Origin of the sequence: Azospirillum sp. A23 (assembly GCF_042938965.1) — a bacterium.
Lineage (GTDB): Bacteria > Pseudomonadota > Alphaproteobacteria > Azospirillales > Azospirillaceae > Azospirillum > Azospirillum melinis.
This window is the reverse complement of sequence record NZ_CP170666.1, coordinates 64,781-83,616: the sequence shown is the minus strand read 5'-3', so window position 1 is coordinate 83,616 and position 18,836 is coordinate 64,781. Positions and strand designations below refer to the sequence as shown.

General features: G+C 68.9%; 1 protein-coding gene. It reads left to right on the top strand.

Annotated elements, in window-relative coordinates:
* Positions 1-168: 168 nt before the first annotated feature.
* Positions 169-18,828 carry a beta strand repeat-containing protein gene (locus ABNQ40_RS09525; RefSeq protein ID WP_391346308.1) on the top strand — a complete coding sequence of 6,220 codons (18,660 nt, stop codon included), beginning with the start codon at positions 169-171 and terminating at the stop codon, positions 18,826-18,828.
* Positions 18,829-18,836 lie beyond the last annotated feature (8 nt).

Sequence of the window (18,836 nt, the reverse complement as noted above, 5' to 3'; positions counted from 1 at the left end):
ATTGCGTCCGGGCGGAGCCCCTAGGGTAGAGGTGGTGGGAGGTTCAGCGTCCAACATGTTGAAACTCATCACAGGATGTTTCTTATCACAAGCAAGTAGGAGCGCTAGAACCTAGGGTCGTGACGAGTGGTGCGGTGCGATTTTGCACCCGACTTATGGAGCGGTTCGATGGCTGAGGAAGCGGTTCAGGGTAAGGTCCCGGCGGTCGACGATCGTCAGATCCTGGACGATCTGACCCTTCTCCAGCAGGTCGACGGCACCCGCTTGGGCGGCGTTATCCATGAGGCGAGCTCGGTACAGCTTCAGCGGCCCGACGATACGCTGGGCTATGTCCAGACCGACTATCGCGGCGCCGAGGATCTTATGGTGGGCGGCGCGGTGCAGACCGGTGCCGTCGTCGGCGAATCGGTGGCGGTCGCCGCCGACCGGGCGGTGAACGCGCTGCTGCTGAACGGCGACGTGCTGCGCACCGAAGGCACCCGCCGTTCCGGCCCGACCGGTCCCGAGGGCTCCGGCCCGATGGACGGGGAGGGCCGCGGGGCCGCCGGCAAGACGGCGGAGCGGGCGGAGCTGCTGTCGACTGCGCGCACGACCTCGACCTACGACCCGCTAGAGGCTGTGGCGTCGGACATCCCCGCGCCGGAGTCGCCCAACCAGGTGATCGACAACGGGGCGGTTCCCGCCACCGAGGGCGTGACCTTCCTGCAGGCCGCCGCGGTAATCGCCCCCGCCGTCGCCGCACCGTCGACTCCGGCCCCGGCCCCGGTGTCCGACACGCCCAGCCTGACGGTGAACGGGGTGTCCGGTGACGAGGACACCGCCATTGCCCTGAACATCGCCGCCGCCCTGACCGACACCGGCGGGACGGAGGTGCTGACCGTCACCCTGGCCGGCATCCCGGACGGCGCGGTTCTGCGCGACGCCTCCGGTGCGGTGCTGACGGTGGTCAATGGCAGCATCGTGCTGACCGCGTCGCAGATCCCCGGCCTGACGCTGACCCCGCCGGCCAACAGCGGCGACAGCTTCAGCCTGACCGTGACGGCCACCAGCACCGATGGCACCGCCGTGCCCAACAGCGTCACCGCCACGCTGCCGGTCACGGTCAACCCGGTGTCCGACACGCCGACGCTCGGCGTCTCGGCCGTCACCGGTGCCGAGGATACGGCGATTCCGCTGTCGATCAGCCCGGCCCTGACCGACACCGACGGCTCGGAGACGCTGACGGTCACCATCGCCGGCATTCCGACCGGTGCAGTCCTGACCAATGCGGCCGGCGAGGTGCTGACCGTTTCCGGCGGCTCGATCACCCTGACGCCGGGCCAGCTGGCGGGTTTGGCGATCACCCCGCCGCTGAACAGCGACGCCGATTTCACGCTCACCGTCACGGCGACCAGCCGCGACGGCAGCGCCGCGCCGGCCAGCACCAGCCTCCCGCTGGTGGTCACGGTGAACCCGGTGACCGATACCCCGACGCTGAGCGTCAGTGCTGCGACCGGCAACGAAGACTCCGCGATCCCGCTGACGATCACTCCGGCGCTGACCGATACCGATGGGTCGGAGACGCTGAGCATCACGATCAGCGGCATCCCCGCCGGTGCCAGCCTCGCCAACGCGGCGGGCGACACGCTGTCGATCAGCAACGGTGCGGTCACGCTGACGCCCGGCCAGCTGGCGGGCCTCCGGATCACGCCGCCGGCCAACAGCGACGCCGACTTCACCCTGACGGTCACCACGACCGCGCAGGACGGCAGCGCCGCGCCGGTGAGCGTCAGCGCTCCGCTGGCCGTCACCGTAAACCCGGTGACCGACACGCCGACCCTGTCGGTCACAGCGGCGAGCGGCAACGAAGATACGGCCATTCCGCTGGTCATCTCGCCGGCCCTGACGGACACCGACGGCTCGGAATCGCTGAGCATCACGATCAGCGGCATTCCGACCGGCGCGAGCCTGAAGAACAGTGCGGGCGACACGCTGACGATCGGCAACGGTTCGATCACGCTGTCGCCGAACCAGCTGGCCGGCCTTGCGATCACGCCGCCGGCCAACAGCGACGTGGATTTCACCCTGACGGTCACCGCCACCGCCCGGGACGGCAGTGCCGATGCGGTCAGCGTCAGCGCTCCCCTGGTTGTCACGGTGACCCCGGTCACCGACACGCCGACGCTGAGCGTTACTGCCGCCACCGGCAGCGAAGACACGGCGATCCCGCTGGCGATCACCCCGGCCCTGACCGATCTGGACGGGTCGGAGACGCTGACGATCACGATCAGCGGCATTCCGACCGGTGCGGTGCTGACCAACACGGCCGGCGATCCGCTGACCATTTCCGGCGGGTCGATCACGCTGACGCCGGGCCAGCTGGCGGGTCTGGCGATCACCCCGCCGACAAACAGCGATTCGGATTTCTCGCTCACCGTCACCGCGACGGCCAAGGATGGCGTTGCCGATCCGGTTTCGGTGACGCAGACCTTGGCGGTGACCGTCAACCCGGTGTCGGACACCCCGACTCTGTCCGTATCCGCCGCCCGCGGCGATGAAGACACCGTCATCCCGCTGACGATCAACCCGGCACTGACCGATACCGATGGGTCGGAGACGCTGACGATCACCATCGCCGGCGTTCCGGCGGGAGCGACGCTGAGCGCCGGCACCTCGGTCACCGAGCAGAACGGCACCACCACCTGGACGCTGACGCCTCAGCAGCTTGCCGGTCTGAAGATCACACCGCCGGCCAACAGCGACGTGGATTTCGACCTGACGGTCACGGCCATCGCCAAGGACGGCAGCGCGCCGGTGGCGACGACGAGCCAGACCCTGCATGTCACCGTCGATCCGGTCACCGACACTCCGACGCTGTCGGTCACCGCGGCGAGCGGCAGCGAAGACACCGCGATTGCGCTGGCGATTTCTCCGGCGTTGACCGATCTGGACGGATCGGAAGCGCTGACGATCACTATCTCCGGCATCCCGGCCGGCGCCAGCTTCAGCAATACGGCCGGCGATACGCTGACCATCAGCAATGGCTCGATCACGCTGACACCGGACCAGCTTGCCGGTCTGAAGATCACGCCTCCGCACAACAGCGACGATGATTTCACCCTGACCGTTACCGCCACGGCCAAGGATGGCGTCGCCAACCCGGTTTCGGTGACGCAGACCCTGGCGGTGACCGTCAATCCGGTGACCGACACGCCGACCCTGTCCGTATCCGCCGCCCGCGGCGACGAAGACACCGCCATTCCGCTGACGATCAACCCGGCGCTGACCGATACCGATGGGTCTGAGACGCTGACGATCACCGTCGCTGGCGTGCCCGCCGGGGCGACGTTGAGCGCCGGCACCTCGGTCACCGAGCAGAACGGCACCACCACTTGGACGCTGACGCCTCAGCAGCTGGCCGGGTTGAAGATCACGCCGCCGGCCAACAGCGACGTGGATTTCGACCTGACGGTCACCGCGATTGCCAAGGATGGCAGCGCGCCGGTCGCGACGGCGAGCCAGACCCTGCACGTCACCGTCGATCCGGTCACCGATACCCCCACGCTGAGCGTCACTGCCGCGAGCGGCAGCGAAGACACGGCGATTGCGCTGGCGATCACCCCGGCGCTGACCGACACCGACGGATCGGAAGCGCTGACGATCACGATCAGTGGCATCCCGACCGGTGCGACGCTCGCCAACACGCTGAATGGATCGCTGACATTTACCAACGGCTCGATCACCTTGACGCCGGACCAGTTGGCCGGGCTCAAGATCACGCCGCCGGTGAACAGTGACAATGATTTCACCCTGACCGTCACCGCCACGGCCAAGGATGGCGTTGCCACTCCGGCCAGCGTCAGCGCTCCCCTGGTGGTCACGGTGAACCCGGTGACCGACACCCCGACGCTGTCGGTCACCGCGGCGACCGGCAACGAAGACAGCGCGATTGCGCTGTCGATCAGCCCGGCGCTGACAGACACCGACGGGTCGGAAACGCTGACGGTGACCATCAGCGGCATCCCGGCGGGCGCCAGCCTCAGCAACACTGCCGGCAACACGCTGACCATCAGCAATGGCTCGATCACGCTGACGCCGGACCAGCTCGCCGGGCTGAAGATCACGCCGCCGCACAACAGCGACGATGACTTCACCCTCACCGTCACGACCACCGCGAAGGACGGTGTCGCCACTCCGGTCAGCGTCAGCGCACCGCTGTTGGTGACCGTCAATCCGGTGACCGACACCCCGACCCTGTCCGTATCCGCCGCCCGCGGCGATGAAGACACCGCCATCCCGCTGACGATCAACCCGGCACTGACCGACACCGACGGGTCGGAGACGCTGACGATCACCATCGCCGGCGTTCCGGCGGGAGCGACGCTGAGCGCCGGCACCTCGGTCACGGAAAGCAATGGCACGACGACCTGGACGCTGACGCCTCAGCAGCTGGCCGGGTTGAAGATCACGCCGCTGGCCAACAGCGACGTGGATTTCGACCTGACGGTCACCGCGATTGCCAAGGACGGCAGCGCGCCGGTGGCGACGACGAGCCAAACCCTGCATGTCACCGTCGACCCGGTGACCGACACGCCAACGCTGAGCGTCACCGCGGCGAGCGGCAACGAAGACACGGCGATCCCGCTGACGATCACCCCGGCGCTGACCGATCTGGACGGGTCGGAGGCGCTGACGATCACCATCAGCGGCATTCCGACCGGTGCCAGCCTCAGCAACACGGCCGGCAATACGCTGACCATCAGCAATGGCTCGATCACGCTGACGCCCGATCAGCTGGCCGGCCTGAAGATCACGCCGCCGCTGAACAGCGATGCGGACTTCACGCTCACCGTCACCGCGACCGCCAAGGACGGCGTCGCCAACCCGGTTTCGGTCAGCCAGACCCTGCCGGTGACCGTCAGCCCGGTGTCGGATACTCCCTCGCTGAGCGTCACGGCGGCGACGGGCAACGAGGACACCGCGATTGCGCTGTCGATCACGCCGGCTTTGACCGACACCGACGGGTCGGAGGTGCTGACCGTCACCATTGCCGGCATTCCGGCCGGAGCGACGCTCACCAACACGCTGAACGGCACGCTGACCGTTACCAACGGCTCGATCACGCTGACGCCCGACCAGCTCGCCGGGCTGAAGGTCACGCCGCCGGTGAACAGCGACGACGACTTCACGCTCACCGTCACCGCGACCTCGAAGGACGGGAGCGCCGCGCCGGCCAGCACCAGTGCGCCGCTGCTGGTGACCGTCAACCCGGTGTCGGACACCCCGACCCTGTCCGTGTCCGCCGCCCGCGGCGACGAAGACACCGCCATTTCGCTGACGATCAGCCCGGCGCTGACCGACACCGATGGATCGGAGACGCTGACGATCACCATCGCCGGCGTTCCGGCCGGGGCGACGCTGAGCGCCGGCACCTCGGTCACCGAGCAGAACGGCACCACCACCTGGACGCTGACGCCTCAGCAGCTTGCCGGTCTGAAGATCACGCCGCCGGCCAACAGCGACGTGGATTTCGACCTGACGGTCACGGCCATCGCCAAGGACGGCAGCGCGCCGGTGGCGACGACGAGCCAGACCCTGCATGTCACCGTCGATCCGGTCACCGACACCCCGACGCTGATCGTCTCCGCCGCGAGCGGCAACGAAGACACGGCGATTGCGCTGACGATCACCCCGGCGCTGACCGATCTGGACGGGTCGGAGACGCTGACGATCACCATCAGCGGCATCCCGGCGGGTGCGACGCTCGTCAATACACTGAATGGATCGCTGACGGTCAGCAACGGCTCGATCACGCTGAACCCTGATCAGCTTGCCGGTCTGAAGATCACGCCGCCGCACAACAGCGACGATGATTTCACCCTGACCGTTACCGCCACGGCCAAGGATGGCGTCGCCAACCCGGTTTCGGTGACGCAGACCCTGGCGGTGACCGTCAACCCGGTGACCGACACCCCGACCCTGTCCGTGTCCGCCGCCCGTGGCGATGAAGACACCGCCATCTCGCTGACGATCAGCCCGGCTCTGACCGACACCGATGGGTCGGAGACGCTGACGATCACCGTTGCTGGCGTGCCCGCCGGAGCGACGCTGAGCGCCGGCACCTCGGTCACTGAGCAGGACGGCACCACCACTTGGACGCTGACGCCTCAGCAGCTTGCTGGGTTGAAGATCACGCCGCCAGCCAACAGCGACGTGGATTTCGATCTGACGGTCACGGCCATCGCCAAGGACGGCAGCGCGCCGGTGGCGACGACGAGCCAGACCCTGCACGTCACCGTCGATCCGGTCACCGACACCCCGACGCTGAGCGTCACTGCCGCGAGCGGCAACGAAGACACGGCGATTGCGCTGTCGATCAGCCCGGCGCTGACCGATCTGGACGGATCGGAGACGCTGACGATCACCATCAGCGGCATCCCGGCCGGCGCCAGTCTCAGCAACACGGCCGGCAATACGCTGACCATCAGCAACGGCTCGATCACGCTGACACCGGATCAACTCGCCGGTCTGAAGATCACGCCGCCGGTGAATAGCGACGACGACTTCACCTTGACCGTCACCGCGACCGCCAAGGATGGCGTTGCCACTCCGGTCAGCGTCAGCGCACCGCTGGTGGTCACCGTCAACCCGGTGACCGACACGCCGACGCTGAGCGTCACCGCGGCGAGCGGCAACGAAGACACGGCGATCCCGCTGACCATCAGCCCGGCCCTGACCGACACCGACGGGTCGGAGGTGCTGACGATCACCATCAGCGGCATTCCGGCGGGCGCGACCCTCGCCAACACGCTGAACGGCACGCTGACGGTCACCAACGGCTCGATCACGCTGAACCCCAATCAGCTGGCCGGCCTCAAGATCACGCCGCCGCTGAACAGCGACGCGGATTTCGACCTGACGGTCACCGCAATCGCCAAGGACGGCAGCGCGCTGGTGGCGACGACGAGCCAGACCTTGCATGTCACCGTCGACCCGGTGACCGATACCCCGACGCTGAGTGTCGCGGCGGCGAGCGGCAACGAAGACACGGCGATTGCGCTGTCGATCACCCCGGCGCTGACCGATCTGGACGGGTCGGAGGCGCTGACGATCACCATCAGCGGCATTCCGGCGGGCGCGACGCTCGTCAACACGCTGAACGGCACGCTGACGGTCAGCAGCGGCTCGATCACGCTGAACCCCGACCAGCTTGCCGGCCTGAAGATCACGCCGCCGCTCAACAGCGACGGCACCTTCACCCTGTCCGTCACGGCGACGGCCAAGGACGGCGTTGCCGACCCGGTTTCGGTGACCCAGTCGCTGCCGGTGACCGTCACCCCGGTCACCGACACCCCGACTTTGTCCGTTTCCGCTGCCCGTGGCGATGAAGACACCGCGATCCCGCTGACGATCAGCCCGGCGCTGACCGACACCGACGGCTCGGAGACGCTGACCATCCGGATTTCCGGCGTTCCGGCCGGAGCGACGCTGAGCGCCGGCACCTCGGTTACGGAAAGCAATGGCACGACGACCTGGACCCTGACGCCTCAGCAGCTGGCCGGTCTGAAGATCACGCCGCCGTCGAACAGCGACGTGGACTTCGACCTGACCGTCACTGCGATTGCGCAGGATCGCAGCGCGCCAGTGGCGACGGCGACGGAGACCCTGCACGTCACGGTCGATCCGGTCACCGACACGCCGACGCTGAGCGTCACGGCAGCGACGGGCAACGAAGATACCGCCATCGCGCTGGCGATCAGCCCGGCGCTGACCGACACCGACGGCTCGGAAACCCTGACGATCACGATCAGCGGTATCCCGGCCGGTGCGACGCTCGTCAACACGCTGAACGGCACGCTGACGGTCAGCAACGGCTCGATCACGCTCAATCCCGACCAGCTTGCCGGCCTGAAGATCACGCCGCCGGTGAATAGCGACGACGACTTCACCTTGACCGTCACGGCGACCGCCAAGGACGGTGTCGCCGCTCCGGTCAGCGTCAGCGCGCCGCTGGTGGTCACCGTCAATCCGGTGTCGGACACCCCGACCCTGTCCGTGTCCACCGCCCGCGGCGATGAAGACACCGCGATCCCGCTGTCGATCAGCCCGGCCCTGACCGACACCGATGGCTCGGAGACGCTGACCATCCGGATTTCCGGCGTTCCGGCCGGAGCGACGCTGAGCGCCGGCAGCTCGGTCACGGAAAGCAACGGCACCACCACCTGGACCCTGACCAAGGACCAGCTGACCGGCCTGAAGATCACGCCGCCGCACAACAGCGACGTGGACTTCGACCTCACCGTCACCGCAATCGCCAAGGACGGCAGCGCGCCGGTGGCGACGACGAGCCAGACCCTGCATGTCACCGTCGACCCGGTGACCGACACCCCGACTATGTCGGTCACCGCCGCGACGGGCAATGAGGACACGGCGATCCCGCTGGCGATCAGCCCGGCGCTGACCGACACCGACGGGTCGGAAACCCTGACGATCACCATCAGCGGCATCCCGGCCGGTGCGATCCTCGCCAACACGCTGAATGGGACGCTGACGGTCAGCAACGGTTCGATCACACTGAACCCCAATCAGCTGGCCGGTCTGAAGATCACGCCTCCGCAGAACAGCGACGATGACTTCACGCTCACCGTCACCGCGACCGCCAAGGACGGCGTCGCCGATGCGGTCAGCGTGACCCAGACCCTGCCGGTCACCGTCAACCCGGTGTCCGACGCGCCGACGCTGAGCGTCACCGCCGTCACCGGCAACGAAGACACCGCGATCCCGCTGACGATCAGCCCGGCGCTGACCGACACCGACGGGTCGGAGGTGCTGACGATCCGCATCACCGGCATTCCGGCCGGTGCGACGCTGGTCAACACGCTCAACGGCACGCTGACGGTCAGCAACGGCTCGATCACGCTCAATCCCGACCAGCTCGCCGGTCTGAAGATCACGCCGCCGCTGAACAGCGACGACGACTTCACCCTGTCGGTGACCGCCGTTTCCAAGGACCGCGGTGCTGCGGAGGCGACCATGACCCTGCCGCTGGTGGTCACCGTCAACCCGGTGACCGACACCCCGACGCTGAGCGTCACCGCGGCGAGCGGCAACGAAGACACCGCCATCGCGCTGGACATCAGGTCGGCGCTGACCGATCTCGACGGGTCGGAGAGCCTGAGCATCAAGATAACCGGCGTTCCCGCCGGGGCGACGCTCAGCGCCGGCAGTTACGTCACGGAAAGCAACGGCACCACCAGCTGGACCCTGACCCAGGCCCAGCTGGCCAATCTGAAGATCACGCCGAAGGCCGACAGCGACGTCGATTTCACCCTGACCGTCACCGCCACGGCGACGGACCGCGGCCTGTCCCCCGTCTCGGTGCAGACGACCCTGGCCGTCACCGTCATCGCCGTGGCCGACAAGCCGACCGTTTCCGTCGCCAACGTCTCCTACGATCTGGCGGTCGGGCAGAACGATACGCTGACCGGCACCGCCGGCAACGACACGCTGTCGGGCGGTGCCGGCAACGACACCATCCTGGGCGGTGCCGGCGACGACGTGATCTATGGCGACGGCAGCGGCACCTTCACCGTCGCCCTGTCGATCACCCCCGCCGTGACCGACCGCGACGGGTCGGAATACATCTCCAAGGTGACGATCTCCGGCGTCCCGGCCGGGGCGACACTCAGCGCCGGCACCCTCAACGCCGACGGCACCTGGACCCTGACCCAGGCCCAGCTGTCCGGGCTGAAGCTGACCGCAAAGGAAGGCGACACCACCCACCCGATCACCCTCACCGTCGTCTCGACCTCGACGGAGCTGGAGAACGGCAGCACCGCCGACAGCGACCCGCGGACGCTGACCGTCAGCTTCGGCAACACGCCGAAGGGCAACGACAGCCTGGACGGCGGCGACGGCAACGACACCATCTTCGGCGGGGCCGGCAACGACACCCTGATCGGCGGGCTGGGCGACGACAGCCTGGACGGTGGCGACGACAACGACCTGCTGGCCGGCGGCCCCGGCAACGACACCATCGACGGCGGGGCCGGCAACGACACCGTCACCTATGCCGGCTCGGCGACCGCGGTGAACGCCAATCTCGCGACCGGGGTCGGCACCGGCGAGGGCACCGACGTGCTCCGCAATCTGGAGAACGTCACCGGTTCGGCCTTCGACGACGTCATCACCGGCGATGGCGGCGCCAACATCCTGCTCGGCGGCGGCGGCAACGACACCATCACCGGCGGGGCCGGGACCGACACCATCCATGGCGGGGCGGGCGACGACCTGTCGATCTTCACCGTCGGCACCGACGGCGGCACCTCGTCGGCTCCGGAACTGCAGGACGGCGACGCCGGCATCGACACCTTCCGGGTGATGCTGACCACCGCCCAACTGTCGAACGCTTCGATCCTGGCCGACCTGCGCACCCTGCGCGACCGGATCGAGACGGCGGCGGCCGACCCCAACGCCGCGACCAACGATACCGATGTCGCCAACGCCGCCACCCTGACGGCGCTGGGCATCAAGCTGGCCGATTTCGAGAAGCTGGAGCTGTATGTCGACGGCCGGCCGGTCGATGTCCGCACCGCGCTGAACTATGCCCCGACGGCGACCGCGGCGACCACCACCACGTCGGAAGACAACGCCATCTCCGGCCGGCTGGCGGCGACCGATCAGGACACGGCCAACCACCGCACCGACGAGACGATGACCTTTAAGGGGCCCGGCGACAACGGCCAGCCGGTGCGCCTGACGCACGGAACGCTGGTGGTGAACGCCGACGGCACCTTCACCTACACGCCGGACGCCGATTTCAGCGGCACCGAGACCTTCTCCTTCACGGTCACCGACGGCTATGGCGGCACCTCCACCGCCACCCAGACCATCAAGGTCACGCCGGTCGCCGACTCCATCACCCTGACCACGCTGAATACGCGCGGCAACGAGGATGCGGCCGGCGGCATCGTCATCGCCCCCACCATCACGCTCAGCGACGTCGATGCCGCCAGCCCGGAGGCGGTGGAGACGGTCACGCTGACCATGTCGGCCTCGCAGCTGGATGTGGCCGGCGCCAAGCTGTACCTGAACGGCACGGAGCTGACGCGCAGCGGCACCGGGACCTACAGCTGGACGATCCCGACCAGCGCCCTGGTGGCCGGCGGATCGGCCGGAACCTGGACGGTGTCCGGCCTGAAGATCGTCACCACCCGCAACTCCGACGCCGATCTCACCTACACCCTGACGGTCGGGACCATCGACAGCACCAGCGCCGGCACGGTGCGCGGCAGCAAGTCGGCGACCGGCACCATCACCGTCGATGCGGTGGCCGATGCGCCGACCGTGACCGCCGCCGCCGCGGCGACGGATGAGGACACCTCGGTCGCGCTGAAGATCACCCCGGCGCTGACCGACACCGACGGGTCGGAGAGCATCGGCTACGTCACCATCTCCGGCGTGCCGGCGGGGGCGAGCCTCAATCTCGGCACGGTCCTGAGCACGCAGGGCGACCGCAGCACCAGCTGGAAGGTCAACGCGGCCGATCTGGCGAGCCTGCGCCTGACCCCGCCGCACGACTTCTCCGGCACCATCATCCTGCGCGTCGTCGCCACGTCGGTGGAGCGCGAGAACGGCTCGACCGCTGATTCCGCGCCGGCGACCCTGACGGTGACCGTCACCGGCGTGGCCGACGCCCCCATCGTCATCCCCGTGGCGGCAACGGGCAACGAGGACAGCGCCATCCCGCTGTCCATCGACGCCCATCTGTCCGACGTGACGGGCGAGACGCTGGACCACATCACCATCACCAACCTGCCGGAAGGGGCGACGCTGTCCGCCGGCATCCACAACGCGGACGGCAGCTGGACGCTGACCCCGGCGCAGCTGAACGGCCTGACCTTCACGCCGCCGCCGAACTATTCCGGCACGCTGACGCTGAAGATCACCGCCACCTCGGTGGAGGGGGCGACCACCGCCACCTCGGCGCAGCAGTCCTTGTCGGTGACCGTCACCGCGGTCGCCGACACGCCGGTCCTGTCGGCCTCCGACGCGGTGGGGCGCGAGGACACCGCCATCCCGCTGTCGGTGGTCGCAGCATTGACCGACCGCGACGGGTCGGAAAGCCTCAGCATCCTCGTCGGCGGCGTGCCGGCGGGCGCCACGCTGAACCATGGCCATTACGACGCGGCGCTGGGCAAGTGGGTGCTGACCCAGGCCGACCTGTCCGGCCTGACCATCACCCCGCCGGCCAACTCCAACACCGGCTTCAACCTGACCTTCACCGCGCGGGCGACGGAAGGCTCCAACGGCGCCTTCGCCGACGCGGCGGCGGTGTCCGTCCATGTCGAGGTGCAGGGCGTGGCCGACGTGGTGACGCCGAACGGCACGCTGACCGCCCGCGGCGACGAGGACACGGCGATCAACCTGAAGCTCGGCGATCTGGTGATGACCGACAATGACGGGTCGGAGCGCCTGTCGCTGGTCGTCAGCAACCTGCCGTCGGGCTCCTGGCTGTCGCTGGCGGCCGGGCACGAGAGCGGTCTGGTCTATCTCGGCAACGGCCGCTGGTCGGTCGATGCGGAGTACCGCAACGAACTGACCCTGACGACGAAGAAGGACTTCTCCGGCACCATCTCGCTGAAGGTGGACGTCATCACCACCGACAGCAACGGCGCGCCGATCATCACCGTGAACGGCGTGACCTCCGGCGGGATGCTGAAGGACACCCGCGACCTGACGGTCACCGTCGATCCCAAGGCGGACGAGCCGGTCGTCTCGATCGGCGCCAGTGGGCTGGAGGATGCCGCCGGCGGCATTCCGCTGACCATCTCCGCCCTGACCGGCGACAGCGACGGGTCGGAGCACATCTCCTCCATCGTCATCTCCGGCCTGCCGGCCGGGGTGACGCTGACCAGCTCGGATGCCGGCGCGCTGACCGCGAATACGGACGGCAGCTGGACGGTCGATCCGGCGAAGCTCGGCAACCTGCGCCTGATCGTGCCGGCCAACAACGCCGACGACTTCACCATCACCGTCAAGGTGACGGCGATGGACGGCACCGACACCCTGACCAAGACCTACACCCCGACCGTCACCATCACCGCGGTGGCCGACGCGCCGGTGTCGCATGCCGCCGACGGCTCGGCGGTGCCCTACCATGTCGACGACCAGTCGACGACCGGCGTGCCGGACGGCTTCGTGCTGAACCTGAACGCCTTCCTGGCCGACACCGACGGGTCGGAAAAGCTGGCGGTCACCATCGGCGGCGTGCCCAAGGGCACGGTGCTGTCGCGCGGCATCGACAACGGCAACGGCACCTGGACGCTGACCGCGGAGGATTATACCGCCGCGCTGGCCGAGGGCGGCCTGAAGCTGACCGTCAAGGATGCGAACGCCACCGGCATCACCCACACGGTGGCCGGCAGCGTCGACACCGCCAGCGTCACGCTGACGGTCAACCCCTACAGCATCGAGAGCGAGGGCGACCGCAACACCAGCGTGTCCGACAGCTTCGTGCTGAGCTGGACCACAACGGCCTCCTCGGGCGGCGGCTCGACCGATCCGGGCAATGGGGGCAACACCGGCGGCGGCACCAGCCCGCCTCCGCCACCCCCTCCGCCCCCGCCCCCTCCGCCGCCTCCGCCCCCGGTGCTGGACCCCAGCGTCGGCAGCGACCGGCCCCATGCCGTGACCACCGCCGAGGATACGTCGGTCGCGCTCGGTCTGAAGGACGGGCTGGCGAACTGGCAGAACGTCTCCACCGTCACCCTGTCGGGCATCCCGACCGGCGCCAGCCTGACCAACACGGCCGGCGACACGCTGACCGTCACCGGCGGCTCGATCACGCTGACTAAGGCGCAGCTGGACGGCCTGAAACTGACCCCGCCGTCGAACAGCGATGCCGATTTCACGCTCGCCATCGACGTGGTGTCGGGCAGCAGCAACGCCCACACCACGCTGACGCAGGCCGTGACCGTCACCGCCGTCGCCGACAGCCCGCTGCTGACCGTGCAGACGGCGTCCGGCAACGAGGACACCGCCATCGCGCTGGACATCACTGCCGCGCTGGCCGACACCGACGGGTCGGAAACGCTCGCCAGCATCATCATCGAAGGGGTGCCGGCCGGCGCCTCGCTGTCGGCCGGCTATCTCGACTCCACCACCGGGCGCTGGGTGCTGACGCCGGGCCAGCTGGCCGGGCTGAAATTCACCCCGCCGCACGATGCCAGCGGCACCTTCCAGCTGACGGTGACGGCGGTCTCGCGCGAGATCAGCAACGCCGACCGCGCGACCACGACCAAGACGCTGAGTGTCGAGGTGGCGCCGGTCAGCGACGCCCCCGCCATTTCCGTCAGCGCCGCCACGGCGCTGGAGGATCATGCCGCAAACCTGTCCATCGACGCCGCGGTCACCGATCTGGTCGGCGCCGGCGAGGTGATCACCGCCCTGCGGGTGACGGTGCCGGCCGGCTTCACTCTGTCGGGCGGCACGTCGCTCGGCAACGGCGTCTACGATCTGACCGGCCTGTCGGCCAGCGACCGCGCGGCCCTGAAGCTGACGCCGCCGACCAACTATGCCGGCACGGTGACGCTGACGGTGGAGGCGGCCTCCCAGGACGGCACGGCGGCCCCCGCCTGGTCGACCAAAAGCTTCTCGGTCAGCTACACCGCGGTCGCCGACGCGCCGAACGTCACGGTCCATGACATGACGGGGGCGGAGGATACCGCAATCGCCCTGAACCTGTCGGCCAGCCTTGTCGACACCGACGGATCGGAGACGATGGCGGTCATCCTGTCGGACCTGCCGGCGGGTGCCGTGCTGAACCATGGCTCCAACAACGGCGACGGGTCCTGGACCCTGAAGCCGTCGGAGCTGGCCGGCCTGACCGTCACGCCGCCGCGCAACTATTCGGGCGGCATGGATCTGACGCTGACCGCCACCAGCCTGGAAAGCTCCAACAAGGACACCGCGAGCACCACCGCCACCATCCATATCGACGTGACGGCGGTCGCCGACGCGCCGACCGTCATCGTCGCCAACGCCTCGGGCAGCGAGGACACCGCCATCGCGCTGAACCTGACAGCGGCGCTGGTCGACACCGACGGGTCGGAGACGATGGCCATCGTGCTGTCCGGCCTGCCGGCCGGTGCGGTGCTGATCGACGCCAACGGCACCATCCTGACGCCCACCGCCGGCTCGGTCGCCCTGACCGCCGCCCAGCTGTCCGGGCTGAAGCTGATGCCGCCGGCCAATGCCGGCACCGACTTCAACCTGACCCTGACGGCGACGACGACGGAAGCCTCCACCGGCGCCACCGCCACCACCAGCCAGCTGTTCCGGGTCAGCGTCGATCCGGTCGCCGACCAGCCCATCGTCACCTGGGCGCCGCTGAACGGCACCGAGGACACGGCGGTGCCGCTGAACCTTTCGGTGGCGCTGTACGACACCGACGGGTCGGAGCGGCTCGGGCTGCTGACGATTGCCGGCGTGCCGACGGGCGCGCTGTTGTCGGCCGGAACGAAGAACGCCGACGGCAGCTGGACCCTGACGCCGGCCCAGCTCACCGGCCTGACCCTGACCCCGCCCGCCAACAGCGATGCGGCGATCACCCTGACCGTCACCGCCGTCAGCATCGAGTCCAACGGCAGCACGGCGACCAGGACCGTCACCGTGCCGATCACCCTGGCCGCGGTGTCCGACACCCCGACCCTGACCGTGTCCGCCGCGACGGGCAACGAGGACACGGCCATCGCGCTGACGATCAACCCGGCGCTGACCGACACGGATGGCTCGGAGACGCTGACGGTCACCATCGGCGGCATCCCGGCCGGGGCCAGCCTGAGCAACAGCGCCGGCAACACGCTGACCATCAGCAACGGTTCGATCACCCTGACCCCGGCGCAGCTTGCCGGGCTGAAGATCACGCCGCCGCTGAACCGCGACGACGACTTCACCCTGACCGTCACCGCGACTTCGACCGACGGCAGCGCTACCCCGGCCAGCACCAGCGCGCCGCTGCTGGTCACGGTGAACCCGGTCACCGACACGCCGACCCTGAGCGTCGCGCCCGCGACGGGCGACGAAGACACGCCCATCGCCCTGACCATCACCCCCGCCCTGACCGACACCGACGGGTCGGAAACGCTGACGATCACCATCAGCGGCATACCCACCGGTGCCACCCTGAGCAACAGCGCCGGCAACACCCTGACGGTCAGCAACGGCTCGATCACGCTGACCCCGGACAAGCTGGCCGGGCTGGCGATCAAGCCGCCGTCGAACAGCGATGCCGATTTCAACCTGACGGTGACCGCCACCGCCAAGGACGGCAGCGCCGCCGCGGTGTCGGTGTCCTCGACGCTCGCGGTGACGGTGAACCCGGTGTCCGACACCCCGACGCTGAGCGTGTCGGCGGCGACGGGCAACGAGGACACGGCGATTGCCCTGACCATCAATCCGGCGCTGACCGACACCGACGGCTCGGAGACGCTGACGGTCACCATCGGCGGCATCCCGACCGGCGCGAGCCTGAGCAACAGCGCCGGCAACACGCTGACCATCAGCAATGGGTCGATCACCCTGACCCCGGCGCAGCTTGCCGGGCTGAAGATCACGCCGCCGCTGAACCGCGACGACGACTTCACCCTGACCGTCACCGCGACCTCGACCGACGGCAGCGCTACCCCGGCCAGCACCAGCGCGCCGCTGCTGGTCACGGTGAATCCGGTTTCCGACACGCCGACCCTCAGTGTGATGCCCGCGACCGGCAATGAAGACACGCCCATCGCGCTGACCATCACTCCGGCGCTGACCGACACCGACGGGTCGGAGACGCTGACGATCACCATCAGCGGCATCCCGACCGGCGCCACCTTGAGCAACAGCGCCGGTAACACCCTGACGGTCAGCAACGGCTCGATCACGCTGACCCCGGACAAGCTGGCCGGGCTGGCGATCACGCCGCCGTCGAACAGCGACGCCGATTTCAGCCTGACGGTGACCGCCACCGCCAAGGACGGCAGCGCGGCTGCTGTGTCGGTGTCCTCGACGCTCGCGGTGACGGTCAACCCGGTGTCCGACGCCCCGACCCTGACTGTGTCGGCAGCGACGGGCAACGAGGACACGGCGATCCCGCTGTCCATCACCTCGGCCCTGACCGACACGTCGGAGGTGCTGAGCATCACCATCGCCGGCATCCCGGCCGGGGCCAAGCTGACCAACAGCGCCGGCAACACCCTGACGATCGGCAACGGCTCGATCACCCTGACGCCGGCGCAGCTAGCCGGGCTGAAGATCACGCCGCCGTCGAACAGCGATGCCGACTTCACCCTGACCGTCACCGCGACCTCGACCGACGGCAGCGCCGCTCCCGCCTCCACCGTGGCGCAGCTGGCGGTCACGGTCCTGCCGGTTTCCGACACGCCCACCCTGCTGGTCAATCCGGCGGCGGTGGCGGAGGACGGCACGGTGGCGCTGTCGATCACCCCGGCCCTGACCGATCCGTCGGAGACGCTGAGCGTCACCATCGCCAACATCCCGACCGGCGCCCACCTGTCGAACACGGCGGGCGACACGCTGACCATCGTCAACGGCGCGATCACCCTGACCCCGGCCCAACTGGCCGGCCTGTCGATCACGCCGCCCCACGACAGCGGCACCAGCTTCACCCTGTCGGTCACCGCCACCTCGACCGACGGCACCGCCACGCCGGCCAGCCTGTCGCGCTCGCTCGCGGTGACGGTGACGCCGGTCGCCGACACCCCGACACTGACCATCCCGGCGGTCCATGGGTCGGAGGACACGGCGATCCCGCTGACCATCACCGCCGCCTCCACCGACACCGACGGGTCGGAGACGGTGACGGTGCGGATCGCCGGCATGCCGGCGGGCGCCAGCCTGAACCACGGCACGCACAACAGCGACGGCAGCTGGACCCTCAGCGCGGCCGACCTGACCGGCCTGACCTACACCCCGCCGGCCGACGCCAACGGCACCGTCACCCTGTCGGTCACCGCGACCGCCCAGGACGGGGCCAGCACCGCGGCGGTCACCCAGACGCTGGCGGTGACCGTCGATCCGGTGAACGACAAGCCGACGCTGGCCGCCGCCCACCCCACCACCGTGATCGCCGCCGGTGCGACCGACCACCCGGCCGTGATTTCCGACGCGACGATCACCGATGTGGACAGCAGCGTCATGTCCGGCATGTCGATCCGCATCGCCGCCGGGTCGCAGACCGGCGACACGCTGAACCTCGACAGCCTGACCATCGCGACCGATCCGTCGACCGGGCGCAAGACGGTGGCCGGCACCGGGATCGAGGTCAGCTGGGACGATGCCAACCACCAGCTGTCGCTGTCCGGCACGGCCTCCACCGCGACCTACACCGACATCCTCCACCATCTGGCCCTGACGCCCACCGGCAGCGGCGCCCGGACGCTGGAGGTGACGGTCAGCGACGATCAGGGGCTCTCCAGCGACCCGCTGGCGGTGCAGGTTCTGGTTTCGAACAGTGCGACGATGACCGGCAGCGCGGGTGCGGACATCCTGCATGCCGGAACCACCACCACCAGCATGTCCGGCGGGGCCGGCGACGACCTGTTCATCTTCGCCCCGCGCGGCGGCGACCTGACCATCAACGGCGGGGCGGGGTGGACCGACGTGGTGGAGGTCGGCGCCTTCGTCGCCAATGCCGGCACCAACTGGATGCAGCAGCTGGACGGGCATGCCTACACGGTGGACCCGTCAGGCCACGGCCTGACCTTCACCCAGGAGACGACCGTCACGCTGGAGGACCAGAACCATCACCAGCTGGTGCTGCAGAACATCGAACGGCTGACGTTCTGATGGGATGG

Bases quoted from the DNA above. Each gene is read 5' to 3' on its own strand.
- ABNQ40_RS09525 (WP_391346308.1), top strand. From the start codon at position 169: ATGGCTGAGGAAGCGGTTCAGGGTAAGGTCCCGGCGGTCGACGATCGT.